Genomic DNA, 24,265 nt, shown 5'->3' on the forward strand with positions numbered 1-24,265 from the left:
CGGCGTGGCTGGCGCCGGATGCCGCGCCCGCCGCCATGCTGCGCGTGCCGCGTCAGACCTCCCTCTCCCCCGCCGCGATCCGGGCCACGGGCGCAGGCCGGCGCCGGCGCAGCCAAGCCAGCAGGGGTGCCTCCGGCTCCGGCTCCACCACCACCTGCAGCAGCCGCGCGTAGTCCAGCACCAGCCCGGGCGTCCATGCCATGGATTCGGCCCGGCGCCGCAGCACCCCGGCCGCCCAGAGATCGGGATTCAGCATGGCCTGGAACCCCGCCTTCCAGGGCCGCCCGCTCCGGCTGAGCGCCCCTTCCAGCGCCGCGTCCAATGCATGTGCGACCACGCTGGAGCAGTTCCGGTTGGTCAGGTTGTAGGTCCGGTCCTGGCTGTATGCGTGCCAGAAGGCGCGCAGCCGCTCGGCGTCGAACTGGCTGAAGCGCACATGCTCCGTTGCCTCGCACCAGCCATCCGCCTCCTCCCGGTAGCTCGGCTGGAAGCGGCCGGGGACGTCGTTCTCCTGCGTGGCGCGCAGCGCCCGGCCGAAATCATCGGGCGAGCGGTCGATCTCCACGGCGGGATAGTGGCTGATGTAGAGGTCGGGCTTCAGCTCCAGCGCGGCATGGCCGGTGGAAATCACCCCGTTCCGGTCCACGGCCGCCACGTAGCGGTCCAGCAGGGGCCGGCGGGCCACGGTGCCGGCGGAGCCGGCGGGCGTCCAGACATGCACCACTAGGTCGCCGCGCGAGGCATCGGCATCCGCCACCTGCCGGGCCCAGGCGGCGGCAGGCAGCGCAGCACCGAGCAGGACCGAGATCGGGGTGCCCGCCGGCAGGCGGCGCAGGCGGAGCGCGAGCCGCAGGGTCGCCAGCCCTCCGGCCATCAGCAGCGCACCCACATTCGCGCCGATCGTGCCCTCATAGCCCGTGGGCCAGGGCTGGAGGGTGGCAATGGCGAAGAGCAGTTCGACCACCCCGGCGGCCAGGGACAGGCGCCAGCCCTGGAACCGCACCACATGCGCGCTGGCGATCCGGAACCCGCCATCCACCAGCAGGACGAAGCCGAGCAGGATGGCGATGATCAGGTTGCCATGCGGCGGCTGCAGGATGATCGCCACCGCGGGCAGGATCAGCACCGTGGCGCGGGCGAAGCGGTAGCCGCGCCGCGTGACCGCGGCGAAGGCGGCGGCAAGGGCCACCGCCCCCTCCAGCAGGAGGAGATAGCCGAAGTAATGCGGCTGGATCACCGTGTCTCCATCCAGCGCATCCACGAAGATCGTGGCGCCGACCAGCGCCCAGGCGATTCCGAGCACGGCCAGCGCGGCCCAGCGCCGCTGGATCAGTTCGGATCCCAGAAGAAGCATGAGCAGCCGGATCATCGTCGTGCTTCGGTCCCTGGATCACGCATGCGGGAACAACTCTCTGGCAGATTCAACCGGCGCGTGCAAAGTTGGAATGATTCCGCGGGACAAATCCGAGACTTGCAGGCCATGACGCCCCATACCCGGCCTGCCGGCCCCGATTTCCTCTCCCAGGGGGCGGTGATCGCCACGGCCATGATCTTCGGCCTCACCTACAGCCTCAGCGCCGCGCTGATCGCGCTGGATCTGGCGGAGCTGGGATATGGGGAGGGCATGATCGGCGCGAACGCCGCCATGCATGCGGCCGGCGTGCTCGGCATGGCTTTCCTCCTGCCCCGGATCGTGCCGCGCGTGGGCATGCGGCGCATGGTGCTGGGGGCATTGCTGCTGGCCGCGCTGGTCCTGGCCCTTTTTCCGGCCATGCCGCTGGTCTGGCTCTGGTTCCCGCTCCGGCTGCTGCTGGGCGCGGCGTCGGAAACCCTTTTCGTGCTGTCCGAGACCTGGCTGAACAGCCTCAGCACCGAGGCGACGCGGGGCCGCGCCATGGGGGCCTATACGGCGGCGCTTTCCGTGGGCTTCGCGCTGGGGCCTCTCATTCTCTCCCTGGTCGGCAGCGGTGGCGCCCTGCCCTATCTCATCGGTGCCGGGCTGACGGCCGCAGCGGCAGCGCTGGTCGCCGCGCCCCGCATCCGCGAGCCGGGGATGGAGCATGCCGCCCATGGCAACCCGCTGCGCTTCCTCGCCCTGGCGCCCGTCGCCATCGCCGCCACCACGCTGAACGCGGCGGTGGAGACGGCGGGGCTCTCCTTCCTCGCGATCTATGCCGTCGGCCTGGGATGGGGGGAGGCGGAGGCGACGCAGCTCATGTCCTGCATGATGTTCGGCGCCATCGCGCTGCAGCTTCCCATCGGCTGGATCGGCGACAAGGTGAACCGGGAGGCGCTGATCATCGCCCTCGCCGGGATCGCGGCGCTGGGCGCGCTGGTCTGGCCCTGGGCGCTGCAGAATCCCTGGGCCATCTACCCGCTCCTCTTCGTCTGGGGCGGCGTCTTCGTCGGCATCTACACGATGATGCTCACCATCATCGGCAGCCGCTTCAGCGGTGGAGAGCTTGTGGGGATCTACGCCGCGATGGGGCTGATGTGGGGCGCGGGCGCGCTGCTGGGCCCGCTTCTGGCGGGCGCCGCCATGCAGGCCACCACCCATGGGCTGCCGGTCTTCGTCGCCCTGGCCTGCGCCGCCTTCATGGGCGTGGCCCTCGCGGCATCCCGCAGGCCGAGCCGCGCCCTGCCCTGACAAGGAGGGCGGCACCGGGCCATCGAAGCGGCGGCGGCTTTCGCCTATCCTGCACCGATGCCGCCCCGTCGCCCCGCAGCCGCCCAGGATCTTTTCGGCGAGGCCCCCTCAGCCGAAACACCGGCCGGCGGGGCGGCGCCCGGCACAGCCCGCCCGCTCGCCGACCAGCTGCGGCCCAACAACCTCTCGGAGGTGGTGGGCCAGGAGCATCTTCTGGGGCCGGAGGGCGCGCTGCGCCGCATGCTCGACCGCGGCGCGCTGGCATCGCTGATCCTCTGGGGCCCACCGGGGGTGGGCAAGACCACCATTGCGCGTCTTCTCGCCGAGGAGGCCGGGCTGCGCTTCGCCGCCCTTTCGGCCGTGTTCAGCGGAGTGGCCGACCTGAAGCGGGCCTTTGACGAGGCCCGCGCGCGCCGCAGCAACGGGCAGGCCACGCTGCTTTTCGTGGACGAGATCCATCGCTTCAACCGCGCCCAGCAAGATGGCTTCCTGCCGGTGGTGGAGGATGGGACGGTGGTGCTGGTGGGCGCCACCACGGAGAATCCGAATTTCGCCCTGAACAACGCGCTTCTCTCACGCTGCCGCGTGCTCACCCTCCGCCGCCTGGAGGATGCGGCGCTGGAATTGCTGCTCAGCCGGGCCGAGGCCGAAACGGGCCACGCCTTGCCGCTCCAGCCCGAGGCACGCACGGCCCTTCGCGCCCTGGCGGATGGCGATGGCCGCAACCTGCTGAACATGGCCGAGCAGCTCCTGGCCCTGCCCGGGGGCACGGCGCCGCTGGCGCCGGAGGCGCTTCCCGCGCTTCTCTCCCGCCGTCCCGCGCGCTTCGAGGCGGAGCGGGCCGAGCATGACAGCCAGATCTCGCCCAGCATCCTCGGTGACCGGGGCAGCGAGCTGAACCAGCTGCTCTCGGCCTTCCACAAGTCGCTGCGCGGATCGGATGTGCAGGCCGCGCTCTATTACGCGGCGCGGATGATGGTGATGGGCGAGGAAACGGCGCCGACCATCTTCCGCCGCCTGGCCTGCGCGGCTTCCGAGGATGTCGGCATGGCCGATCCCCAGGCGCTGGTGCAGGTGCTGACGGCCTGGGACGCCTTCCGCCGCATCGGCTGGCCGGAGGCGCATCTCTTCATGGGGCAGGCGATCGTCTATGTCGCCACCGCGCCGAAATCCAACGCCACGCATCTCGCCTTCACCGAGGCGCTGCGCGTGGCGGAGCGCACCGCCCGCATGCCCCCGCCCCTGCATATCACCAACGCCCATACGAAGCTGATGGCGGAGTTGGGCCATGGCGCCGGCTACCGCTACGACCATGACGAGCCCGATGCCTTCGCCGGCCAGGAGTTCTTCCCCGACCCGCTGGCGGGCGAGAACCGCCCCGAATTCTACCAGCCCACCCCGCGCGGCTTCGAGCGCGACATCGGCAAGCGGCTGGATTTCTGGGCGCGGCGCCGCGGGCACCGCTGACCCTCCCCTTTGCCGCCCGCTGCGCGCCGGGCCAGTCTGCGCGCCCCAGATGGAGTGGCGCATGCTCGACCAACTCGCCCCGAACGTCCTCGCCGCCCAGGCGGAGGTCCGTGATGCCGGCTTCGTCCAGGGCGATGCGATGACGCAGCCCATCGCCGAGGCCCGTGCGCAGACGCGCCGCTTCCAGACCTTCCTCTCCGGCGAACCGGTGCCGCTGGCGGGCGTGGAGGAGGTGGTGATCGCGGATGGGCTGCGCCTGCGGATCTACCGCCCCGACGCGCCCGGCCCGCTGCCCGCCCTGCTGCACATCCATGGCGGCGGCTTCGCCTTCGGCGACATCGATTCGCTGGACCGCTGGAAGCGCGAGATCGCGCGCGATGCGGCGATGATCGTGGTGGGGCTGGAATACGCGCTGGCGCCCGAGAACCCCTATCCGGCGGCGGTGAACCAGGTTCTCGCCGCGCTGCGCTGGATGCGGGACGAAGGCGCGGCACATGGCATGGATGGCGGCCGGCTTGCCGTCTCGGGCGATTCGGCCGGCGGCAACCTCGCCCTGAACGCGCTGATCCGGCTGCGCGACGCGGGCGAGGCCGGGCCGAGCTTCGGCGCCATCATCTACGGCATGCTCTCGGCGGAACATGACGCGGCATCCCATGCCGCGCTCGGCACGGGCCGCTTCGGCCTGTCCACGGCCAGGCTGGACTGGTTCTGGACGCAATATCTCGGCACCACGCCGCGCGACGATACCGGCGCGGCGCCGCTGCGCGCCGACCTCCGCGGCCTGCCGCCCCTGCTGCTGCTCGCCGCCGCGCTCGACCCGCTGCTGGACGACACGCTGAAGCTCGACGCCCGGCTGGACGAGGCGGGCGTGCCGCGCGAGATGCAGATCTTCGAGGGTGTGCCCCACGGCTTCATCGCCTGGACCCGGCTCCTGCCCCAGGCCCAGGCGGCGCGGGCGGCGCTGGTGGAGGCGCTGCGCCGCCACCTCGGCTGATCCGCGCGCGGGAGAGGCGCCGTCAGCTCCGCGACGGCTTCTTCCCATGCGAGACATCGGGCGTGCCGCGGAAGAGCGACATGTGCGTGTGCGTCGCCACCCAGGGCTCGCCCACCCGCTCCCGCGCGAAGGCGACGGTGGCGCGTCCCGGCCGGTCGAAGGACGTGCCGTCCGGGTGGTAGCCGGTCGAGTCCCACACCGCCATGCCGGTGGCGTGCAGCCGGTCCGGCGAGACCACGGCCCGGACATTGTCCAGCCGCCAGGTGAAGCCGTCGATGGTGGGCCAAACCTTGCGCCATTGGTTCTGCTCGGCGTTGTCGCGGCCGGGCACGAGGTCGGTATAGGTGCCGAAGGCGATGAAATCCTCGGCGAACAGCACGCGGGCCGGCGCGAAATCCACGGCGCGCACATGCTCCGCCAGCTGGCGGAACCAGTCGCGCACCAGGGCAAGGTCCTCGGGGTCAGTGGGGGCGGTGGCCTGCACGGGCATGGGGAGATCTCCAGGGAAGGCAGCATGGTGGAAGCGCGGCGTTCCCATGCAAGCCCCCGGGGCCGTGGCGGCTTAACCCTTCCCTAGCCCGCACCCCGCATCCTGGCCGCCGAGCCGCAGGATGCAGCCCCATGGACCTAGGACCCACGCCCGACCTGTTTCCGGTCGAGCCTCTTTCCTTCAGCGCCCAGGCCTTCCGCCTGCGCCATCTCTTCCCCACGCCGCTGCTGATGGCGCCGGTGAACGAGGCTCCGCGCCTGAATGCGCGGCTCCGCCGCAGCATCCTGGACCGGGCGGAGCGATCCGGCGGCGTGCAGCGGAGCAATGATGGCGGATGGCAGTCCGAGGACGACTTCTGGTCCTGGTGCGGCGCGGCGGGCGATGCGCTGCTGGAAGCGGCGACGGGGCTGGTGAACGGCTTCACCAGGATGCGCACCGCCGATGGCGCGGCGCGCGAGGGCAGGCCGGACTGGCGCTGCAACGCATGGGCCAATGTGAATACGCATGGCCACGCCAACCACGCCCACCACCATCCCGGCGCCTTCTGGTCGGGCGTCTATTGGGTGGATGCAGGGGATGGGCCGGGCGGGGAGTTCGAGATCCATGATCCCCGCGGCATCCTGCCGGCCTTCTTCGCCCCGCAGCTCCACATGGCTCTCCCGGGGTGCCTCAGCGCCGGGCTGACCGACTACATCACGCCGGAAACGGGGACGATGCTGATCTTCCCGGCCTGGCTGGTGCATGCGGTCCGGCGCTATCACGGAACCCGGCCGCGCATTTCGGTGGCCTTCAACTTCTCGGTCTGAGGCACCCCGCCGGAGAGGGGTGGGGTGCATGGGCGCCCCGGTGCTACACATCCCGCACCATGACCATCGCCCTGATCACCGTGACCGAGGACGAGGCCGATATCCGCCTTGACCGCTGGTTCCGCCGCCATTTCCCGCACCTGACCCAGGGCGCGCTCCAGAAGATGCTCCGCACCGGGCAGGTGCGGGTCGATGGCAAGCGGGCCGAGGCCAACACCCGCCTGGCCGTGGGCCAGGAGGTGCGCGTGCCTCCCATGCCCGAGGCCCCTCCCCCCGAGCCCGCGAGGCCCAGGGTCTCCGAGCGGGATGCCGAGATGCTGGAGCGCATGGTCATCTACCGAGATGACTCGGTGATCGCGCTGGACAAGCCGCACGGGCTGCCGGTGCAGGGTGGCCCCAATATCGCCCGGCACCTCGACGGCATGCTGGACGTGCTGCGCTTCGGCCATGAGGAGCGCCCGCGCCTGGTGCACCGGCTGGACCGCGACACCTCCGGCGTCCTCCTCCTGGCCCGCAGCGCGGCGGCGGCGGCGAAGCTTGCCGCCGCCTTCCGGGGGCGGGATGCCCGGAAGACCTACTGGGCACTGGTGGTCGGCCGCCCCCACCCGCTGGCCGGGCGCATCAATATGCCCCTCGCCAAGCAGGGCGGCCCGCGCGGGGAGCGCATGACCGCCGCCGAGGAGGGCGAGGAAGGTGCGCATGCCATCACCGACTACGAGGTGGTGGACAATGCCCGCAAACACGTCTCCTGGCTGGAGATGCACCCGCTGACCGGCCGCACCCACCAGCTCCGCGTCCATGCGGCCGCCGCGCTGAAATGCCCCATTCTCGGGGATGGCAAATACGGCGGGGCGGCGGCACATATTGAGGGAATGCCCGGCCTCCTGCACCTGCATGCCCGCGCCATCGAGCTGCCGCACCCCGAGGGCGGCACCCTCTCCGTCGCGGCGCCCCTGCCGCCCCATATGAAGGAGAGCTTCGAATTCCTCGGCTTCGACCGACCCCGCACGCCGCCGGCCAAGCGGACCCGCTGACCTCAGTTCCGGGAGCCATGCCATGACCGAGCCCGCAACGCCCGGGCGCGACCGGAGGTCTCGCCTCCGCCGCCTCCGCCCCTGGCTGGTCGCCCTGGGCCTTCTGGTCATCGGCCTGCCGCTCGCGGCCTATGGGGCGATCTGGGTGGCGCTGCGCTCGGACGCGGTTCGGCCGCGGGTCGAGGCAGCGGTGGAGGCGGCCACGGGTCGGCGCTTCACCCTGGGCGCGCTGACGATCCGCCCGGCCCTCGTCCCCACCATCGGGATTGAGAACCCGGTGCTCGCCAATCCACCCGGCTTTTCCCGCCCGGAGATGCTGCGTGCGCGCCGGATCGAGGCGGAGCTGGCCCTGATCCCGCTCCTCTCCAGACAGGTGGAACTGCGCCGTCTCGCCCTGGTCGAGCCGGACCTGCTGCTGGAGATCGGCCCGGAGGGGCGCGGGAACTGGGAGATGGGGCGCCAGCGCCCGGAGGCGCCGGGCACGGCCCCAGCCGCCCCGCCGGCGGATCCGGACCAGCCCTTCGGCCTTGCCGTGGACGCCGTCACCATCGAGCGGGGCCGTGTGACCTGGCGGTCGCCGGGGCATGAGGAGGTGGTGGAACTGCCACGCCTCACCCTGCGGGGCACGGAGCGCTCCATCCTGGCGGAGGGCCAGGCGGTGCTGCGCGGCGTCACCGCCACCGTGAATGGCGGCACCGGCCCGCTGGCCGTGCTTCTGGCCGGCGGGCCCGGGGAATGGCCCTTCCAGGCCGGCCTGTCAGCGCCTGGGCTGAATGTCGAGGCGAGCGGCAGCCTCGCCCTACCCTTCCGCCCCGATGGCTGGCGCCTGCGGCTGGCCGCCACCGCGGACAGCGCGGCCCGGCTCGCGCCCCTTCTGCCCGGCACGCCTTTGCCGGCGGCCCGGAACCTTTCCGCCGTTGCCGATGCCGGTGCTGCGGGGCTGGGCACGCTGCATGTGTCGGCGGCGGAGGTGAGCCTTCCCCTGGGAGGACAGCCGCTTTCCATCGGCCCGGTTCAGCTCTCCGCCACGGCGCCGGATGCCCCGGTCACGCTGAATGGCAGCCTACGCCTTGGCGACATCCCGGTGGCCCTGGCCGTGCAGGGGCCCAGCCTTGATGCCGTGCGCGGCGGTGGTGCCCTGCCCCTGCTTGCCAATATCGAGGGCGAAGGGCTTGCCGCATCCCTGCGAGGCAGCCTGGGGCAAGCCGGGCGCGTGGAGGGAACGGAATGGCTGTTCTCCCTCCGCGCCGCCGATCTCCGCGCCCTTGGTGCGCGTGCGGGGCGGCCGGACCTGCCGGCCCTGCACGATGCCAGCGCCGATGGACGGGTCCGCGTGACGGCTGAGGGTGCGGAACTGCCTTCCGTCACCCTTACCTCGCGCGAGGCGGTGGGGCGGGGCTCGCTTTCCTGGCGCCGGGGCGAGCCGGTTCCGCGGCTACGGCTGCAAGCGATGCTTGACCGACTGGACGCCGATGCCCTGTCCGTGCCGGCGGCGGGGGCCGCCCCGCAGGCGGCGCCGCAGGGGCAGCCAACGCCGCCCCCGGCGACGGAAACCGCCCCGGCCAGGGCGGCCAACCGCGTGATTCCGGATAGCCCGATCGACCTTTCCGCGGTCCGCGACGCCCCGCTCGCCCTGGAAGCCGAGGGCAGCGTGGCGCTGCTGCGCCTGCGTGGCGCCGACTGGCGGGACATTACCCTGCGGGCCGTGCTGCAGGGACAGGCGCTGAAGCTGGAGCGCTTCGCGGCGGGAACTCCGGGCGGCCCGGTGACCGGCGCGCTCTCCGCGGAAGCCGGCGGGCCCGTGCCGCGCCTAGCCCTGACGTTGCGGAGCGGCGCGGGCGGCGTGGACCCGGCGCCTCTTCTCTCCGCCTTCGGCATCCGCTCCCCCGTTTCCGGCCCTGGCGCGCTGGACCTGGCGCTGAACGGCGAAGGCGCGGGCACCCGCGCCCTGGCGGCCAGCCTGGGCGGGCATATTGGCCTTGCCATGACCGGTGGTCAGGTCGATCCCCGCCTGCTGGCGGGCGCGACCCAGGCGCTTCGCGGGATCGTGCCGGAGAACACGGCCGGCGAGGCCGCGGAGATCCGCTGCGTCGCCCTGCGCTTCGACCTGCAGGCGGGCGTGGCGCAATCCCGTGCCCTGCTCGTCCAGACCGGGGTCGCCACCGTGACCGGGGGTGGCGCGGCCAATCTGGGGGATGAAACCCTGGCCTTCCGCCTTCGCCCGGTGGTGCGGGTGGGCGATGTTTCCCTGACCACGCCGGTGGGCATCACCGGCCGCTTCGCCAATCCGCGCTTTTCCGTGGATCCGAACGCGGCGGCCGCCGCGGCGGCGGGCGTTCTCGGCGGGCTGGCCCGCCGCTCGGATGACCGGGAAACAGCCGCGCTGGGCGCCTTGGCCGAAAGCCTGCTGGGCGGGCGGAACGGCGCGCCGGGTGCGGCGGATTGCGCAGAGCAGCTGGCGGTGGCCCGTGGGGCCGCCCCCGCCGTGGGAACGCCGCCGGCCCCGGCACCGGAGCCGCAGCGGGAACGCCGCCCGGCGGTCCAGGACCTGCTGCGCGGGTTGCTCGGGCGATAGGGGATGGGCCGGGCAGGAATCGAACCCGCAACCAAGCCGTTATGAGCGGCCAGCTCTAACCGTTGAGCTACCGGCCCGTCCCGCGTCGCTCTCTAGAGCAGATCCGGTTCCGGTGAAATCACCGGAACCGGGAGAAGCGACACGTAGCGTCAGGTGCCGAGGAAGCGGCGGATGGCCGGCTCGGCCTTGTTCATGCTGGCGACCCCTTCCAGATGGCCGAGGCCGCCCTGCAGTTCCACCATTTCCACCGGGCGCCCGGCCTTCCGCAAAGCCTCTACCAGATCGACATTGTAGCTGATCGGGAAGACCCGGTCCCCTGGCGCGGGCAGGACGAGCCAGCGCGCCTGGCTGCGGGAGAGGGCCGCCGCGGTGTCCGGATACTCGTGCAGGAAAAGCTGGTTGGCCCGGGTGAGATAGATGAAGGCGTTCGCGTCCGCGGTCTTGGCGCGGGCGGTGGCCGCCTCGTCCAGGAAACGCTCCACGGCGAACTGGTCCGTGATCTTGCGGGCGGGGTCCTGGCCTTCCACGGGCCGGCGGCCGAACTGGGCCATGGCGCCGCGGTCCCGTGCCTGGAGGGTGACGATCTTCAGCGCCTCAGCCAGGCCCCGCGTCGGAGGCTCGCGGCCCTGGCCGTAATAATCGCCGTTCCGCCAGTTCGGATCCATGCGGATCGGCGATTCCCAGAGTTCCATCCAGCCGATCAGGAAGGCGTCGAACTCCCCGGTGCCCACGGCCGGCATCACGCGCTCCACCATCTCCGGATAGGCGCAGGCCCATTCGATTGCCTGCAGCGCCCCCATGGACGGCCCGGCGGCCAGGGCGAGGCGCTTCACCCCGAGGCTGTCCAGCAGGCGCTTCTGCACCTCGATGAAGTCCCGCATGGAGACGACGGGGTAGTTCAGCGCGAAGGGACGGCCCGTGGATGGATCGAGGGCGGCGGGGCCGGTGCTGGTGGTGGTCGCGTCGTTCAGGTTCAGGTTCACCAGCGTGTCCGAGGACACGACGAAGAACCGGTTCGTGTCGATCGCCTTGCCCGGGCCGATGATGTTGTCCCAGTAGCCCGCCGGACCATTCGCCGCGTAGCGCCCGAAGGCGTGGCTGTTCGCCGAGAAGAAATGGGTGATCAGCACGGCGTTGTCGCCGGCCTGGTTCAGCGTGCCCGCCGTCTGATAGCCGATGCGGGCATTGGGGACCGTGCCCCCGCCCCGCGTCCGGTATTCCCCGGCGTCGAAGACCTGCTTGCGGACGATCAGCGGCTCGCCAGCCGGGGGCGCCGATGCGGGGGCCGGGGTGGCGGGCTGGGGCGATTGGGCAGCCGCCGGGCGGACCAGCAGCGCCGGCGATGCCAGGAGCGGTGCCGCCAGCAGGCCGCGGCGGGAAATGGGACGGGCCTCACTCAAACTCGCATCCTCCCAGGATCTCTCTCGCCGCCATGCTGCGGGCTGCCATGGCCCGCCGCAAGCGGACAGCAGGGCTCTTAGAGGCGCTTTGCGGCGAATTGCCGGCCGCCCCTGCCGCTGCTAGACGCGCCGGAACATTTCGTCGCAAGCCGCGGCGGAACGCCCGCCTTCAACCAGGACCGCCTCCATGAATCTGAGCCAGCTCCCGACCGGCAAGGCCCCGCCCTACGACATCAACGTGGTGATCGAAATCCCCGAGGGTTCCTCGGTGAAGTATGAGCTGGACAAGGCGAGCGGGGCGGTGGTGGTGGACCGCTTCCTGTTCACGCCCATGAACTACCCGGCGGCCTATGGCTTCATCCCCGGCACCATCGCCGATGACGGCGATCCGACCGACGCGCTGGTGCTGATCCCTGCCGCCGTGGTGCCGGGCTGTGTCATCCGCTGCCGCCCGATCGGCGTGCTGCTGATGGAGGACGAGGCGGGGCAGGACGAGAAGATCGTCTGCGTGCCGCATGACAAGCTCCACCCCTATTTTTCCGATATCCAGTCCTGCGACGACCTGCCGAAGATCACGCGCCAGCAGATCGAGCACTTCTTCGCCCGCTACAAGGACCTGGAGCCGGGCAAGTGGGTGAAGATCACGGGCTGGGGCACCAAGGAGCAGGCCGCGGAGCTGATCTCGAAAGGGGTTGCGGCGGCCGGGAAGTAGTCGCCGGACAGCAAAGCTGGATAGATCGCACAGGAGGCTCGACGCCTCTGCTGCTGCATTCAGCGCCCCACGTCAGCGATGACTAACGGTCCGATAAATGCGAATGTATCGCTCCGTTGCGCAGCATTTGAATGAACAAAACGCGCGTCTAGAGAACAGTCTGCGTTACTTCGCTGGAGCCGTACTTTATTATTGCAAATATCACTCAAACCGACCTCCTAGCCAGGAGCAAAGCGCCCCATGAGAGTAGCCGTCGTATTCTTTGGACTGGCGAGGAACATGCCCACAACGATCGACGCCATCCGGCGCAACATATACGAATCCAATTCAGATAAATCAGTCCAAATCACTACAATAGCCGCGCTCAATTTGGTTACTCAAATAAATAATATAAGATCAAAAGAAGCAAGCACCCTCGTCAATCCTGCGGAATGCCTGATGCTCGGCGCGGATCATTACGTACTGGCACGTCAGGACGACAGTGCAATAACCCCACACCTCACCAGACTGCAGTCGGGAACAGATAATTTTAATGATAATTGGGCGTCGATTCGCAATCTACTTCATCAGCTAACCTCTTTGAAGCGGGCGTGGACGTTTTGCGAAAGCATCGTGAGTACCCGGTTTGATTATTATCTCTTCGCTCGCCCCGATCTGTTATACTTGGATGAAATTCGTTTTTTGCAGATAGCCGAAAAGTTCAGAGGCAGCGGGAATATTGCCCTCCCGGCATGGCACCACTGGGGCGGAGGGTTGAACGACCGTTTTGCGTTTACGGACGGGCTTGCAGCGGAACACTACGCAAATCGCCTCGATCTCCTGGACGAGTTCAACGCCCAGAATGGCCTCTCTCCCGAACGACTACTCGGCTACGCGGTAGGCAAAGGCGACTGCCGAATCTCTGAACTTCCCGTGCGTGCCCAACGCGTACGGGCAGATGGTGCAATTCGCGACGAGAATTTCGAACTCAAGCGCCGAAACTTGCCACACGACGGATCGAGGATCCTTTTCACTCCTGAAGGAGTAACTATCATTCCAGAGGCGAGGGTCGCTCCCGTACCTTTCTATAACAGCCGAGGCATTCCAGCCTCCATCAGTCGCAATCAGCTTGTTGGACAGCAGACGCCAGCAACCGGGTCAGAAACGCATCAGCTCCGCAAAATGGAGCACGAAGGGCTGCCGCGCGTGTCGGGACTTTCAGGTCCACCAACTGAGGCAGTAATCCAGCGGTTGGGCGCCGGCAGCAATACGAGGCGCTTCCTTAACATCGGCCCAAACCGCGTAACTCTGAACATACAACAGGAAACTCCTACTCCTAACCGAGAGCCCTCCTCGCCAAATGTCCAGTCATATGACATTTCAGCGGATGAATTCTTTGCCACCACCGATCCGTGCGAAGTTCTCGCCGGCTGCATCGACCTTGCCCACATAAAAGCACAGAACCATTCTGAATTCGTCCTCAGAATGATCATCAATATCGAACAGTACTGCTCCTCCAATTCCAAGATCATCTTCACCGACGTTGTTCCCATCAACTTCGAAATGACCGAGCGCGCCCGGAACATGCGAGCACGCAAAGATCAGACCTTGGCACGTGCTTGTACTGGTGACTTATGGCGACTAGTTCCGCTGTTGCGCCGGGAACGTCCTGATTTGTGCATACAAGTTGCGAACTGCCGACCCACCGGACTGGTCGTGATCAGCAATTTAGATCCTTCATCTCGGAAGCTTCGTGACGACTACATCAAGACTGCCCACCGACTCATGTTTAACCATCCATCCGAGGACGAATTTTGGGCCTACATAGAGACTCTGGAATTGTTTGAGGCAACCCAGGTGTGTTAAAAGTAGTCTCGACTCCGGATCAATGAACGTAGACCGACGTCACATGGTCCGCCAGCATGCTTGGCAGCAACTTGACTTCATGAACAGCGACCTCACCGGGTTCCTCGGGAGTTAAGTTAGCCTAACGAATATGCTTCACTAACAACGAGCTAAAACGCTTAGCGGAGGCACAGAGTGGTTTCTTATTTCCTGGCTTACGCTACAGCGAATGAACGGGCCACATACGAGCTTGACGAGCTTCACTTCTCCAACATGGGCACTTATGCTTCGGGCGTCAGCCACCTGAGCGTATATGTTGCTGTGAGCACCGTAGCGGAGCGAACCAAGATTGATGCCGGCCTCCATGATGCCTTGAAGGTAGCGCTGAGCTCCACCTCCGTCAGCATTCAGGAAGTGGCATTCAAGTCAAACCTAGGTCGAGATTTTAGTTCATTCGCACACTGCCTACGCATGATCTGTAAAACCGCAAAAGACGAGGATTACGTTCTTTTCATCAATAGGAGCGCGTACGGACCTCTAGGCAATGGTTGGTATTCGAAATACATTGAGCAATACCATAAGTTTCCTGATGTTCAACTGTGTGGCTCTACAATCAACCTAAGCGGGCATCCAGGCCTGCCTGTGGAGAGCGCTTCACCACATGTGCAGACATACGCCTTCTTCGGACGGGTGGGAGACTTTCGTGAGTTCATTAAGAACTTTCCAGGAGAGCACGAGGAAAAGCGCATCGATGTAATCCGGCATGGCGAAATCGGCCTAAGTCGTCGAATCCTACAACGCGGGGGAGCATTAACCTGTCTCGCTTGGCCCAATTATTCCTTCGTTCACAATCTGCCAATTGATCCCTCTTTGCCGACAGGTGACATCAAACGCAGCGTCATCAACTTACCGTTTCAGTACCGGCGCAAGCATTATGGAAACCCGAACAACACACCCAGTCGACCTTCAATGCCGAATAATGCCGCCGATCTCTTTTTGGATTTTTTCCACGACTTCTTCGGAGAAGACAAGCCCCGAGTCTCGGTTTCAATCCAAAGCTCTCACAACACAACCCTTTTCTACAGCCCGGAACTGGACCGTTGCATACACATTGACAAAAACAGCGCATCCTCTCACGCAACAGCCCTAAAACCTCTAAATCTGCGACTTTCGAACGACAGGTTGACCTTCTTTGTGCAGTTGGCTAACTGCGAGGTGGAACTCTGCCTTTACGATTCAGGACTACACATCAGGCGGCAACCAGTTGGGCAAACCAAACTACTTGGCAACTGCTTCGAAGTTATTCGTTTAGAAAAAAACTTGTTTCACCTGCGGGCGGCTGGTTTATTTTTGTGTGCCGAGCCAAACGGTGAGCTCTGCTGCAACCGCCTTCGTCCTTCCATATGGGAAACATTCACCTTTGTAGCCTCTCATACCGCCGAGCCTATGAAGTGCCTTTCCTGATCCAGTGACAATTGGTGAGGGATTTGAGGCGCTCGGGGTGAGCTGGTTCCAGGCTTGGAGCACGCGTCGATGCGGCCGTCGTTGCTGTTGTCCAGGCGGTGGGACAGAATTCGCTCGCGCAGGTGAAGCCAGACGCGCTCCACTGGATTGAGTTCCGGGGCATAAGGCGAGAACGGAACCAAGGTGACGTTCTCGGGCACGCGGAGTTGGTGCGAGCCGTGCCAGCCCGCCTGGTCGAGCACGAGGACGGCGTAGACGTCGGGCGCGAGGCTTTCGGAGAAGCGCTTGAGAAACACGCTCATAGCCCGGGTCGAGACCATGGGTAGGACCAGCGCGAAGCCCTCTCCAGTCGCGGGCCGGACAGCGGCGTAGGGGTAGGTCCAGTCATAACGCTGGTCGCACAAGCCCCGCGGGCGCTGCCCTCGCATCCATCAGCGATGACCTGTCCGGCCCTTCTGGCCGACCCTTGCTTCGTCCTGGAACCAGAGCCCGATCCGTCGACCCGGATGGTCCGCGGCGACTTCGGCTACAGCGCGGCACAGCCCCTTTGCGAAGGCTACCTTGGCACCTTCATCCGAACCCGGGTGCCGCGGCCGGGTCTTCTCTCGCGACAAGTCCAGCTCTCGCACCACGCGCGACAGGCTGTCCGGGTGCAGGTGCTTACCGAGGCGCTCCTCGATCCAGCGGCACAGCATCGGCAGCGTCCACTCCGCCCCGCCGTCGCGCTCGGGTCAGGCTCGCGCAAAATGGTGGCCATCAGCACGGCCTGCTCAGCGTCGCCCAGGGTTGTTGGCCGCCCCGACTTGGGGCGGTCCCGCAGACGATCCATCCCCTCGGCATTGTAGCGCACCACCGCATCCCGTAGCGCTTGGCGTTCCAACCCGACCAGCCGCGCTGCCTCTGCCCGGCTCAGCCCATCGAGGGCGTGTGCCACCGCCAGCATCCGCGTCGCCGTCCGCCGGCTCCACTGAAGCTTGGACAGGCGCCGCAGCTCGGCCGCACTCGCCACGCCCGCGCGGAAATTACACCCGAGTCAATTCACCCGCTCGGCGGTATGAGAAGTCCTGACTAGCTTCACGATCTGGACGCCGTTCGTACGGCCAGAATTGCCGTACGAAATTTGTGAGTCCCGCTACCAGGCCCGCTGCGGCAGCCTCAGCCCGAGTTCCGTCGGCACCGGCCATTCCTCTCGTACCCTTCGCACCGCCCGGAACCCGGCTGCGATGTAGTTCGGCAGCGCCCGCGGATGGTCGGCGGTGCAGGTGTTCACCGTCAGCAGGTTGCAGGGCCCTGCCCAGGCCGTGTCGATAGCATGGCGCAGGAAGGCGCGCCCGAGGCCACCGCCGATCGCATGCGGCATCAATCCGAAATAGGAAAGGTTGGTCGTGCCATCCCAGCGGCGCTCCAGCTCGTAGAAGCCAGCCGGCTCGCCGCCGTGATACAGGGCGTGGATGGAGACCGACGGATCGCGCAGGATCGCCTCGATCTTCGCGTCCGGCAACGTGCGCCGCAGCCACCAGCACCAGTCGCGCCCGACCGTGTCATAGAGATAGCGATAGAAGCCCACGGTGCAGCCGGGAACGGGCACCACCCCCACATCGGGTGGCAGCGCCGCCGGCGGCTCGGCCGGCGGACGCTCCATGCGAAGGAAGGTGACCTCGACCTGGACCGGGGTCGTGGGCATCCCCGGCGGCCTAGCTGTCGAGGAAGGAGCGCAGCTTGCGGCTGCGGGTGGGGTGCTTCAGCTTCCGCAGCGCCTTCGCCTCGATCTGGCGGATACGCTCGCGGGTCACGTTGAACTGCTGGCCTACCTCTTCCAGCGTATGGTCCGTGTTCATGCCGATGCCGAAGCGCATCCGCAGAACGCGTTCCTCACGCGGCGTCAGGCTGGACAGCACCCGCGTCGTCGCCTCGCGCAGGTTGGACTGGATCGCGGCATCCAGCGGGATGATCGCGTTCTTGTCCTCGATGAAGTCGCCGAGATGGCTGTCCTCCTCGTCGCCGATCGGCGTCTCGAGGGAGATCGGCTCCTTGGCGATCTTCAGGACCTTGCGGACCTTTTCCAACGGCATGCCGAGCTTCTCGGCCAGCTCCTCCGGCTGGGGCTCGCGGCCGATCTCGTGCAGCATCTGCCGGCTGGTGCGGACCAGCTTGTTGATCGTCTCGATCATATGGACCGGGATGCGGATGGTCCGCGCCTGGTCCGCGATGGAGCGGGTGATCGCCTGCCGGATCCACCAGGTGGCATAGGTGGAGAACTTGTAGCCGCGGCGATACTCGAACTTATCCACGGCCTTCATCAGGCCGATATTGCCCTCCTGGATGAGGTCCAGGAACTGCAGGCCGCGGTTCGTGTACTTCTTGGCGATCGAGATCACGAGGCGGAGATTGGCCTCGATCATCTCCTTCTTCGCCTGGGTCATGTCGCGCTCGCCGCGGGACACGGTGGCGTAGACGCGCTTGTACTCGCTCACCGGCAGGCCGGTGATGGCGGCGACCTTGCCGATCTCGCCACGGATGGCCTCTGCCTCGTCGCGGCTGTTCGCCACGAAGGCCTGCCACGCCTTGCCCTTCAGCTTGGAGATGCGGTCGAACCAAGCCGGGTCCATCTCCGAACCCTGCCAGTGCTCCAGGAACTCGGCGCGCTTGACCTTGTGGCTCTCGGCAAGGCGGAGGACCTGACCCTCAAGGCCCACCATGCGGCGGTAGAGGCCCTTGATCTGGTCGACCAGTTCCTCGATCCGGTTGTTGTGCAGGTGCACCTTCTGCACCAGCGCAACCAGCTCCTGGCGCTGCTTCTCGTAGCTCTTCTCGGACTTGGCGGCCAGCTCACCGCCGGTCGTGTAGGCCTCCATCCGCTTGGAGGACATCTTCTCAAGCTTGGCGTAGGCGGCCTCGATCGCCTCGAAGGCGGCCAGCGCCTCCGGCTTCAGCTTCTCCTCCAGGGCGGAGAGGGACAGGCCGACGCCCTCGCCTTCCTCGCCCTCCTCGAACTCCTCCGCCTCCGGCGGCGGGCCATCCGGCATGTCGGCGTTGTTGGTGGCCTCAAGGTCGATGACGTCGCGCAGCAGCAGCTTCCCGCTGACCACGGACTCATGCCAGCCGACGATCGCGCGGAAGGTCAGCGGGCTCTCGCAGAGCCCGCCGATCATCATGTCGCGGCCGGCCTCGATCCGCTTGGCGATGGCGATCTCGCCCTCGCGCGAGAGCAGCTCCACGCTGCCCATCTCGCGGAGATACATGCGGACGGGGTCATCGGTGCGGCCGAGGCTCTCCTCGTCCACATTGCCGCCGGACTCCTCGTCCTCGCCCTCGGCCTTCTCCTCGCCTTCCTCACCCTCGGCCTTGGCGGGAGTCTTCTTCTCCGTGTCCTCGTCGGCGCTTTCCTCGGCCTCGACGAGGTTGATGCCCATCTCGGAGAAAAGGGCCATGGTGTCCTCGATCTGCTCCGAGGAAACCTGGCCCTGCGGCAGGGCGGCGTTGAATTCGTCGTAGGTGATGTAGCCGCGCTCTTTGCCCTTGGCCATGAGCTTCTTCACAGAGGCCAGCACGCTGTCGAGCAGCGCGCCCTCCACCGCCTCGTCGCGGTGCTCCGCTGTTTCCGTGCCGTTCGCCACCTTCGTCGCCATGCCTGTCTCCCGCCACGGAAGGACCCGCCGGGGGCGCCGGAGCCCGCCGGGGATCAAATTCTGTCTCTACCCTATGGAGCGGCGCTTTCGGCGCCCTCCTCCAGCCCCGTCTCGCCACGACGCAGGGCGGAGAGGGCCTGGCTGAGCCGGATGACGCGCGCCTGGGCCGCGGCATCGTTCGCCGCCTCCAGCTCGCGTCTCGCCTCCACCAAGTCCTCGACCAGCGCGCCCTCGCCCCGAAGGAAGCCGAAGAAATGCCACCAGCCCGCCAGGCTCTCCCCGGGCTGGGCATCGGGACGCGCCTCCCGCGGGAGGCCGGTCGCGCGCATGACCCAGGCCCGGGCCTCATTCAGGCCGGTCGCGTCCAAGTGGGCAACCAGATCGGCCGAGTCAAGCGAGCTCCCGCCGCTGTTTGACGCTTCCGTGAGGTTCTGTGCCTCTTCCGCCAGCACCTGCCCCGCATGCCAGGCCAGCATGGCCGCCTGAAGGGCCGATGGCGGGCCATGCGGCAGTTCCAGGAGGGCGAAGGCCTCCTCCACCTCGTTCAGCAGCCAGGGATGGGTCAGCGTGATGGCCAGGAGGCAGCGGGCCTGTTCCAGCCGCGCGCTCTCCGCTCCCGGCGACGGACGGGGTGGCAGGCGGGGCGGCGGCTTGAAGCCGGGGCGGCCGCCGCGCGGCGCAAAGCCCGCTGCCCCGCCCTGGGGACGCTGCGGGCGCTGGGGGCGGGTGGTCTCGAAGAAGCGGTCCAGCAGGGCGCGGCGGTATTCGGCGGCCAGGGCCTTATCCGGGATCTGGTTGGCCGCGGCCGCCAGGTCGTTCCGGAAAGCCGCCCGCCCCTCCGGGCTCTCCAGGGGGCGGCCCGCACTCATCAGGTCATAAAGGGCGACCGAGAGGGGCCTGGCCGCGTCCAGCACGGCCTGGAAGGCGGCGGGGCCCTTGGCGCGGATCAGCTCGTCCGGGTCCTTGCCTCCTTCCACGGTCGCGAAGCGCAGCGTCCGCTCCGTGCCCAGCAGGGGCATCACCATCTCGGCCGTCCGGCTGGCGGCGCGCAGGCCCGCGGCATCGGCATCAAGGCACAGAACCGGCTCAGGCGAGACGCGCCAGATCTCCTCCATCTGCTCCGGTGTCAGGGCCGTGCCGAGCGGGGCCACCGCGCCCTCGAACCCGGCCTGGTGCAGGGCGATCACATCCATATAGCCCTCGGCCACGATCAGCCGGGCCTTGCCGCGGAACACCGCCTCTCGCGCCAGGTCGAGGCCGTAGAGGGTCCGGCGCTTGGAAAAGACGTCCGTTTCCGGGCCGTTCAGGTATTTGGGCTGGCCATCACCCAGGATCCGGCCACCGAAGGACACGATCCGGCCGCGCTTGTCCCGGATCGGGAACATGACGCGGTTGTAGAAGAAATCGTTGAAGACCCCCTCCCTGCCCTCGACGGGCCTGGAGAGGCCGGCTTCCGCCAGCTGGCGCGGCTCAATGCCCAGGGGCTTCAACGCCTCGGCCAGGACGCCCCGGCCGGTGCCGGACCAGCCCAGGCCGAAGCGGGCGATGGTCTCATCGGTCAGGCCGCGCCGCTTCAGGTAATCCAGCCCTTCCCGCCCCTCCGGAGCACGGAGCCAGCGCTGCATCGCTTCGGCGGCGGCGGCGAGCACCTCATGCAGGTCCTTCGCGCGGGCTTCGCGTGCGGCCTGGCGGGGGGATTCCTTCGGCACCTCCAGCCCGGCCTCATGCGCCAGGCGCTCCACCGCTTCCCGGAAGGGCAGCCCCTCGGTCTGCATGGTGAAGCCGATGGCGTCCCCGTGCTGGCCGCAGCCGAAGCAGTGGTAGTGGTCATCATAGACGTAGAAGGAGGGGGTCTTCTCGTTGTGGAAGGGGCAGCAGCCCTTCCACTGGCGCCCGTTGCGGGTGAGCTTGACCTTGCGGCCGATCAGCGGCGGCAGGGGCGTGCGGGCGCGCAGCTCGTCGAGGAAATTGGGAGGAAGGGCCATCGGCCCTACCTCTCTAGAGCATTTCCGGCCGGAGGCGGAGAGTTTGCGAGAGCGGGATCCCCCGCATCAGCCCCCCAGCGCAGCCTTCACCATCGGCCCGGCCTTGGCCATGTCCAGCACTGCCGCATGCTTCGCCTTCAGCACGGCCATGACCTTGCCCATATCCTTCACCGAGGAGGCGCCGGTCTCGGCCACGGCGTCCTGCACGGCGGCCTGCATCGCGGCCTCGTCCATCTGCTGTGGCAGGAAGGACTCGATCACGGCGATCTCCGCCTCCTCCTTCTCGGCCAGCTCGGGGCGATTGCCCTGGCGGTACATCTCCACGCTCTCGCGCCGGCTCTTCACCATGCCGCGCAGCATGGAGGTGATCTGCTCCTCCGGGATCTGGTCCACGCCCGAGGGGCGGGAAGCGATGTCCGCATCCTTCAGCTTGGCGGTGATCATCCGGATGGTGGAGGTGCGGGCCGTGTCGCCGGCCCGCATGGCGGCCTTGAGTTCCTCGGTGAAGCGGGCGCGAAGGCTCATTTCGGACTCCTCTGTTTACGGGCGCGCGGTGTAGAGCGGATCAGGGCTTCCGGCCATGGCGGAGGGTCATGCGCCAGACTGGGAAATGATTTCCCAGAGCGGCATGCGCTTTCCTCTTCCCTTGGGAAGTATTTTCCCACATATGCCCTGCCATGCGGACGGTCGAGCAGATCCTGACCCTGATGGGTGGCGCCAGCGCGGCAGCGGCGCATTGCGGCGTGGGCACGGAAGCCATCCGCAAATGGCGCCAGGCGCGTGCGATTCCACCCCGGCACTGGCCGGCGGTCCTCGCCGCCACAGGGCTTTCCCTGGAAGACCTGCCCCGCGCTGATGCCGATCCACTGCCCCATTCGAACCCGGAGCCCTCGATGACCCCTGCCCCGAATGCCCCGCAGGCCGATGCCGTGCCCGAGGGCGCGACGGCCTGCCTCGTGCTCGGCAATGGCCAGGTGATCTGGGGCCGCGGCTTCGGCGCCACCGGAAGGAAGGTAGGCGAGGTCTGCTTCAACACGGGCATGACCGGCTACCAGGAGACGCTGACCGACCCTTCCTATGCCGGGCAGATCATCAGCTTCACCTTCCCGCATATCGGCAATGTCGGCGCCAATCCCGAGGACATCGAATCCATCACCCCCGCCGCGCGCGGGCTGGTGGTGAAGGTGGATGTCACCGAACCCTCCAACTACCGCGCCACGCGGGACCTGGATGACTGGCTGAAGAGCCATGGCATCCCCGGCATCTCCGGCGTGGACACCCGCGCCCTGACCGCCATGATCCGCGACGCCGGCGCCCCGAACGGGGTGATCTGCCACGCGCCCGACGGCAAGTTCGATCTCACTGCCCTGCGCGCCGAGGCGGCGGGCTGGCCGGGGCTGGAGGGCATGGACCTGGCAAAGGACGTTTCCTGCCGCCAGTCCTATAAGTGGGACGAGGCGCTCTGGGCCTGGGGCCAGGGCTATTCGAAGCAGGCGGCGCCGAAGCACAAGGTGGTCGCCATCGACTACGGCGCCAAGCGCAACATCCTGCGCTGCCTGGCCGATGCGGGCTGCGAGGTGACCGTGGTTCCCGCCACCGCCACCGCCGAGGAGATCCTGCGGCACGGGCCGGATGGCGTCTTCCTCTCCAACGGCCCCGGTGACCCGGCGGCGACGGGCGAATACGCGGTCCCGGCCATCCAGGGCGTGCTCGACGCGGGCAAGCCGATCTTCGGCATCTGCCTCGGCCACCAGCTGCTCTCCCTCGCGCTCGGCGCGAAGACCTACAAGCTGGACCGCGGGCATCGCGGCGCCAACCAGCCGGTGAAGGACCTGGCCACGGGCAAGGTGGAGATCACCAGCCAGAATCACGGCTTCGCCGTGGACGACAAGTCGCTGCCCGAGGGCGTGAGGGTGACCCATGTGAGCCTGTTCGACGGCTCCAACGAGGGGATCGCCTGCGAGGAGAAGAAGGCCTTCTCCGTGCAGTACCACCCCGAGGCATCGCCGGGCCCGAGCGACAGCCACTACCTGTTCCATCGCTTCACCGAGATGATGAGCAAGGCCGGGTAACTTGCCCTCCGCCGCCTCCCTCCTCGCCTTCGCGGCGCTGTCGGTCGGGCTTGCTCTCACGCCCGGTCCGAACCTGTTCTACCTCGTCTCCCGCACGCTGGCGCAGGGGACGCAGGCGGGGATGCTGTCGCTCATCGGCTGCCAGGCCGGCAGCCTGGCGATCATGCTCGGCGCGGCGGCGGGGATCACGGCGGCGCTGCTGGCGGTGCCCTATGCCTATGATGCCATGCGCCTGGGCGGCGCGGCCTATCTGGCCTGGCTGGCCTGGCAAAGCATCCGGCCCGGCGGGGCAGCCCTTTTCTCCCCGCGCCCTATCCCGCCCGAGAGCGGCCTGCGCCTTTTCTCCCTAGGCTTCGCCACGGCGGCGCTGAACCCGAAGGTGGCCCTGTTCTATGTTGCCGTGCTGCCGGCCTTCATGGATCCGGAGCGCGGCAGCCTGTTCCTGCAGGGGCTGGTGCTGGGCACGGTGCAGATCGCGATCTGCACGCTTTTCGACGCGCTGATGGTCGCGGGGGCGGGCGGGGTGGCGCGCTTCCTCTCCACCCGCCCGGCCTGGCTGGCCGTGCAGCGCTGGGTGCTGGGCGGCGCGCTGGCCCTGCTGGCGACAAAGCTGGCGGTGGACTCCCGCGCATGATCCGCCTCCTCATCCTCGCGCTGCCGCTCTCGCTTCTGTCATGGTGGGCGCTCACCCGTGTGGGACAGCCGCGCGACAAGGCCTGGCTGCGCGGCGTGGCGATCTCCTTCGTGGCGCTCGGCGGCATCGTCTTCTTCGCCGAGGACGGGCATGAGGGCGGGCGCGTGCTGGCGGCGGCCCTCTGGGCCGGCATCCACGCGCTGCTCTTCCTGATCCTGCGCCCCTTCCTGGGGCGGGCGCGGTGAGCGACATCGCCCTGAACCTCGATCCGCTCCTCTACGGCGCCGCGATCGCGTTCCTCGTGCTCGCGGCGGGCACGCCGCTCGCCTGGCGGGCGCTGCGTGGCACGACGCACGGCATCCGGACGGGCATGTCGGCCCTCGCCTGCCTGGGTGCCGCGGGGCTGCTGTCCCTTCCCTTCGCCTCCTCGCCGCGCCTCGAAGGCACGGCGCTGGCCACCCTCACCTTTTCCGCCGTGCTCCAGGGCGCGGCGGCCGTCATCCTCTTCCTGCTGCCCCGGAGGGCCTGAGCC

General features: G+C 67.9%; 22 protein-coding genes, 1 tRNA gene and 1 pseudogene. 13 read left to right on the forward strand and 11 right to left on the reverse strand.

Annotated features, from left to right (window positions below; genetic code table 11):
- Positions 1-52: 52 nt before the first annotated feature.
- Positions 53-1,369: an HdeD family acid-resistance protein gene (locus J8J14_RS08955; protein WP_209379164.1), complete on the reverse strand. Its 1,317-nt coding sequence runs from the start codon at positions 1,367-1,369 to the stop codon at positions 53-55.
- A 111-nt stretch (positions 1,370-1,480) separates the two neighbouring features.
- Here J8J14_RS08955 and J8J14_RS08960 point away from each other — a divergent pair, with 111 nt between their 5' ends.
- The 3 genes from J8J14_RS08960 (at position 1,481) to J8J14_RS08970 (ending at position 5,108) form a co-directional block, all read left to right on the forward strand.
- Positions 1,481-2,647, forward strand: a complete 1,167-nt coding sequence (locus J8J14_RS08960) for an MFS transporter (RefSeq protein WP_209379165.1) — start codon at positions 1,481-1,483, stop codon at positions 2,645-2,647.
- 57 nt (positions 2,648-2,704) lie between these two features.
- On the forward strand, positions 2,705-4,114 hold the full coding sequence (locus tag J8J14_RS08965; RefSeq protein ID WP_209379166.1) for a replication-associated recombination protein A: 1,410 nt from the start codon (positions 2,705-2,707) through the stop codon (positions 4,112-4,114).
- A gap of 61 nt (positions 4,115-4,175) precedes the next feature.
- Positions 4,176-5,108, forward strand: a complete 933-nt coding sequence (locus J8J14_RS08970; RefSeq protein ID WP_245215600.1) for an alpha/beta hydrolase — start codon at positions 4,176-4,178, stop codon at positions 5,106-5,108.
- Between the two features lie 22 nt (positions 5,109-5,130).
- Here the strand turns inward: J8J14_RS08970 and J8J14_RS08975 are convergent, their stop codons facing one another.
- The gene (locus tag J8J14_RS08975; RefSeq protein ID WP_209379168.1) at positions 5,131-5,598 is read right to left on the reverse strand and encodes a YybH family protein; all 468 of its coding nucleotides are present in this window, start codon (positions 5,596-5,598) and stop codon (positions 5,131-5,133) included.
- A 131-nt stretch (positions 5,599-5,729) separates the two neighbouring features.
- Here J8J14_RS08975 and J8J14_RS08980 point away from each other — a divergent pair, with 131 nt between their 5' ends.
- Genes J8J14_RS08980 through J8J14_RS08990 form a run of 3 tightly spaced genes read left to right on the forward strand, consistent with a single transcriptional unit; the run spans position 5,730 to position 10,013 of the window.
- A complete protein-coding gene (locus tag J8J14_RS08980) occupies positions 5,730-6,404 on the forward strand; it encodes a TIGR02466 family protein (protein ID WP_209379169.1) in 675 nt (224 codons plus the stop codon).
- Between the two features lie 59 nt (positions 6,405-6,463).
- Positions 6,464-7,438 carry an RluA family pseudouridine synthase gene (locus J8J14_RS08985; protein WP_209379170.1) on the forward strand — a complete coding sequence of 325 codons (975 nt, stop codon included), beginning with the start codon at positions 6,464-6,466 and terminating at the stop codon, positions 7,436-7,438.
- A 22-nt stretch (positions 7,439-7,460) separates the two neighbouring features.
- A complete protein-coding gene (locus J8J14_RS08990) occupies positions 7,461-10,013 on the forward strand; it encodes an AsmA family protein (protein ID WP_209379171.1) in 2,553 nt (850 codons plus the stop codon).
- 4 nt (positions 10,014-10,017) lie between these two features.
- Here J8J14_RS08990 and J8J14_RS08995 read toward each other — a convergent pair.
- A tRNA-Ile gene (locus J8J14_RS08995) sits at positions 10,018-10,090 on the reverse strand.
- A 72-nt stretch (positions 10,091-10,162) separates the two neighbouring features.
- Entirely contained in the window at positions 10,163-11,413 is a 1,251-nt protein-coding gene (locus J8J14_RS09000; RefSeq protein WP_245215601.1) for an E22 family MetX-like putative esterase, read from the reverse strand.
- Positions 11,414-11,600: 187 nt separating this feature from the next.
- Here J8J14_RS09000 and ppa point away from each other — a divergent pair, with 187 nt between their 5' ends.
- The 3 genes from ppa (at position 11,601) to J8J14_RS09015 (ending at position 15,413) form a co-directional block, all read left to right on the forward strand.
- The gene (gene ppa / locus J8J14_RS09005; protein WP_209379172.1) at positions 11,601-12,125 is read left to right on the forward strand and encodes an inorganic diphosphatase; all 525 of its coding nucleotides are present in this window, start codon (positions 11,601-11,603) and stop codon (positions 12,123-12,125) included.
- Positions 12,126-12,404: 279 nt separating this feature from the next.
- Positions 12,405-13,970, forward strand: coding sequence for a hypothetical protein (locus tag J8J14_RS09010; RefSeq protein ID WP_209379173.1), 1,566 nt, complete (start codon positions 12,405-12,407; stop codon positions 13,968-13,970).
- Between the two features lie 174 nt (positions 13,971-14,144).
- Entirely contained in the window at positions 14,145-15,413 is a 1,269-nt protein-coding gene (locus tag J8J14_RS09015) for a hypothetical protein (RefSeq protein WP_209379174.1), read from the forward strand.
- Here the strand turns inward: J8J14_RS09015 and J8J14_RS09020 are convergent.
- The 7 genes and pseudogenes from J8J14_RS09020 to J8J14_RS09045 form a co-directional block, all read right to left on the reverse strand.
- A complete protein-coding gene (locus J8J14_RS09020; protein WP_245215602.1) occupies positions 15,380-15,841 on the reverse strand; it encodes a transposase in 462 nt (153 codons plus the stop codon). The two genes, J8J14_RS09015 and J8J14_RS09020, sit on opposite strands and share 34 nt — an antisense overlap.
- Positions 15,842-15,844: 3 nt before the next feature.
- Complete coding sequence (locus J8J14_RS25745) at positions 15,845-16,114, reverse strand: winged helix-turn-helix domain-containing protein (RefSeq protein WP_408895781.1); 270 nt, start codon at positions 16,112-16,114, stop codon at positions 15,845-15,847.
- An 83-nt stretch (positions 16,115-16,197) separates the two neighbouring features.
- A pseudogene (locus J8J14_RS25750) lies at positions 16,198-16,356 on the reverse strand (helix-turn-helix domain-containing protein); the annotation flags it as partial.
- Positions 16,357-16,545: 189 nt separating this feature from the next.
- Positions 16,546-17,097, reverse strand: coding sequence for a GNAT family N-acetyltransferase (locus tag J8J14_RS09030; protein ID WP_209379177.1), 552 nt, complete (start codon positions 17,095-17,097; stop codon positions 16,546-16,548).
- A 10-nt stretch (positions 17,098-17,107) separates the two neighbouring features.
- Positions 17,108-19,042 carry an RNA polymerase sigma factor RpoD gene (gene rpoD, locus J8J14_RS09035; RefSeq protein ID WP_209379178.1) on the reverse strand — a complete coding sequence of 645 codons (1,935 nt, stop codon included), beginning with the start codon at positions 19,040-19,042 and terminating at the stop codon, positions 17,108-17,110.
- Between the two features lie 71 nt (positions 19,043-19,113).
- The gene (gene dnaG / locus J8J14_RS09040) at positions 19,114-21,027 is read right to left on the reverse strand and encodes a DNA primase (RefSeq protein ID WP_209379179.1); all 1,914 of its coding nucleotides are present in this window, start codon (positions 21,025-21,027) and stop codon (positions 19,114-19,116) included.
- 66 nt (positions 21,028-21,093) lie between these two features.
- Positions 21,094-21,552 (reverse strand): GatB/YqeY domain-containing protein, encoded by a 459-nt coding sequence (locus tag J8J14_RS09045; protein ID WP_209379180.1) that lies wholly within the window; start codon positions 21,550-21,552, stop codon positions 21,094-21,096.
- 152 nt (positions 21,553-21,704) lie between these two features.
- Here J8J14_RS09045 and carA point away from each other — a divergent pair, with 152 nt between their 5' ends.
- Genes carA through J8J14_RS09065 form a run of 4 tightly spaced genes read left to right on the forward strand, consistent with a single transcriptional unit; the run spans position 21,705 to position 24,262 of the window.
- Positions 21,705-23,099, forward strand: coding sequence for a glutamine-hydrolyzing carbamoyl-phosphate synthase small subunit (carA, locus tag J8J14_RS09050; protein ID WP_209379181.1), 1,395 nt, complete (start codon positions 21,705-21,707; stop codon positions 23,097-23,099).
- A 1-nt stretch (position 23,100) separates the two neighbouring features.
- Positions 23,101-23,733: a LysE family translocator gene (locus tag J8J14_RS09055; RefSeq protein ID WP_209379182.1), complete on the forward strand. Its 633-nt coding sequence runs from the start codon at positions 23,101-23,103 to the stop codon at positions 23,731-23,733.
- The gene (locus J8J14_RS09060) at positions 23,730-23,978 is read left to right on the forward strand and encodes a hypothetical protein (RefSeq protein ID WP_209379183.1); all 249 of its coding nucleotides are present in this window, start codon (positions 23,730-23,732) and stop codon (positions 23,976-23,978) included. Before J8J14_RS09055 ends, J8J14_RS09060 begins: the two co-directional genes overlap by 4 nt.
- Complete coding sequence (locus J8J14_RS09065) at positions 23,975-24,262, forward strand: hypothetical protein (protein WP_209379184.1); 288 nt, start codon at positions 23,975-23,977, stop codon at positions 24,260-24,262. Before J8J14_RS09060 ends, J8J14_RS09065 begins: the two co-directional genes overlap by 4 nt.
- Positions 24,263-24,265 lie beyond the last annotated feature (3 nt).

The sequence above is a fragment of the Pararoseomonas baculiformis genome, assembly GCF_017813395.1.
Lineage (GTDB): Bacteria > Pseudomonadota > Alphaproteobacteria > Acetobacterales > Acetobacteraceae > Roseomonas > Roseomonas baculiformis.

What these genes read in the sequence shown, in the direction of transcription:
- J8J14_RS09045 (WP_209379180.1), bottom strand. Translation starts at nt 21,552, where the DNA reads ATGAGCCTTCGCGCCCGCTTCACCGAGGAACTCAAGGCCGCCATGCGG.
- J8J14_RS09010 (WP_209379173.1), top strand. Translation starts at nt 12,405, where the DNA reads ATGCCCACAACGATCGACGCCATCCGGCGCAACATATACGAATCCAAT.
- ppa (WP_209379172.1), top strand. Translation starts at nt 11,601, where the DNA reads ATGAATCTGAGCCAGCTCCCGACCGGCAAGGCCCCGCCCTACGACATC.
- J8J14_RS08990 (WP_209379171.1), top strand. Translation starts at nt 7,461, where the DNA reads ATGACCGAGCCCGCAACGCCCGGGCGCGACCGGAGGTCTCGCCTCCGC.
- J8J14_RS08985 (WP_209379170.1), top strand. Translation starts at nt 6,464, where the DNA reads ATGACCATCGCCCTGATCACCGTGACCGAGGACGAGGCCGATATCCGC.
- J8J14_RS09060 (WP_209379183.1), top strand. Translation starts at nt 23,730, where the DNA reads ATGATCCGCCTCCTCATCCTCGCGCTGCCGCTCTCGCTTCTGTCATGG.
- rpoD (WP_209379178.1), bottom strand. Translation starts at nt 19,042, where the DNA reads ATGGCGACGAAGGTGGCGAACGGCACGGAAACAGCGGAGCACCGCGAC.
- J8J14_RS08970 (WP_245215600.1), top strand. Translation starts at nt 4,176, where the DNA reads ATGCTCGACCAACTCGCCCCGAACGTCCTCGCCGCCCAGGCGGAGGTC.
- J8J14_RS08960 (WP_209379165.1), top strand. Translation starts at nt 1,481, where the DNA reads ATGACGCCCCATACCCGGCCTGCCGGCCCCGATTTCCTCTCCCAGGGG.
- J8J14_RS08955 (WP_209379164.1), bottom strand. Translation starts at nt 1,369, where the DNA reads ATGATCCGGCTGCTCATGCTTCTTCTGGGATCCGAACTGATCCAGCGG.
- J8J14_RS09030 (WP_209379177.1), bottom strand. Translation starts at nt 17,097, where the DNA reads ATGCCCACGACCCCGGTCCAGGTCGAGGTCACCTTCCTTCGCATGGAG.
- J8J14_RS08980 (WP_209379169.1), top strand. Translation starts at nt 5,730, where the DNA reads ATGGACCTAGGACCCACGCCCGACCTGTTTCCGGTCGAGCCTCTTTCC.
- J8J14_RS09020 (WP_245215602.1), bottom strand. Translation starts at nt 15,841, where the DNA reads ATGCGAGGGCAGCGCCCGCGGGGCTTGTGCGACCAGCGTTATGACTGG.
- dnaG (WP_209379179.1), bottom strand. Translation starts at nt 21,027, where the DNA reads ATGGCCCTTCCTCCCAATTTCCTCGACGAGCTGCGCGCCCGCACGCCC.
- J8J14_RS08975 (WP_209379168.1), bottom strand. Translation starts at nt 5,598, where the DNA reads ATGCCCGTGCAGGCCACCGCCCCCACTGACCCCGAGGACCTTGCCCTG.
- J8J14_RS08965 (WP_209379166.1), top strand. Translation starts at nt 2,705, where the DNA reads ATGCCGCCCCGTCGCCCCGCAGCCGCCCAGGATCTTTTCGGCGAGGCC.
- carA (WP_209379181.1), top strand. Translation starts at nt 21,705, where the DNA reads ATGCGGACGGTCGAGCAGATCCTGACCCTGATGGGTGGCGCCAGCGCG.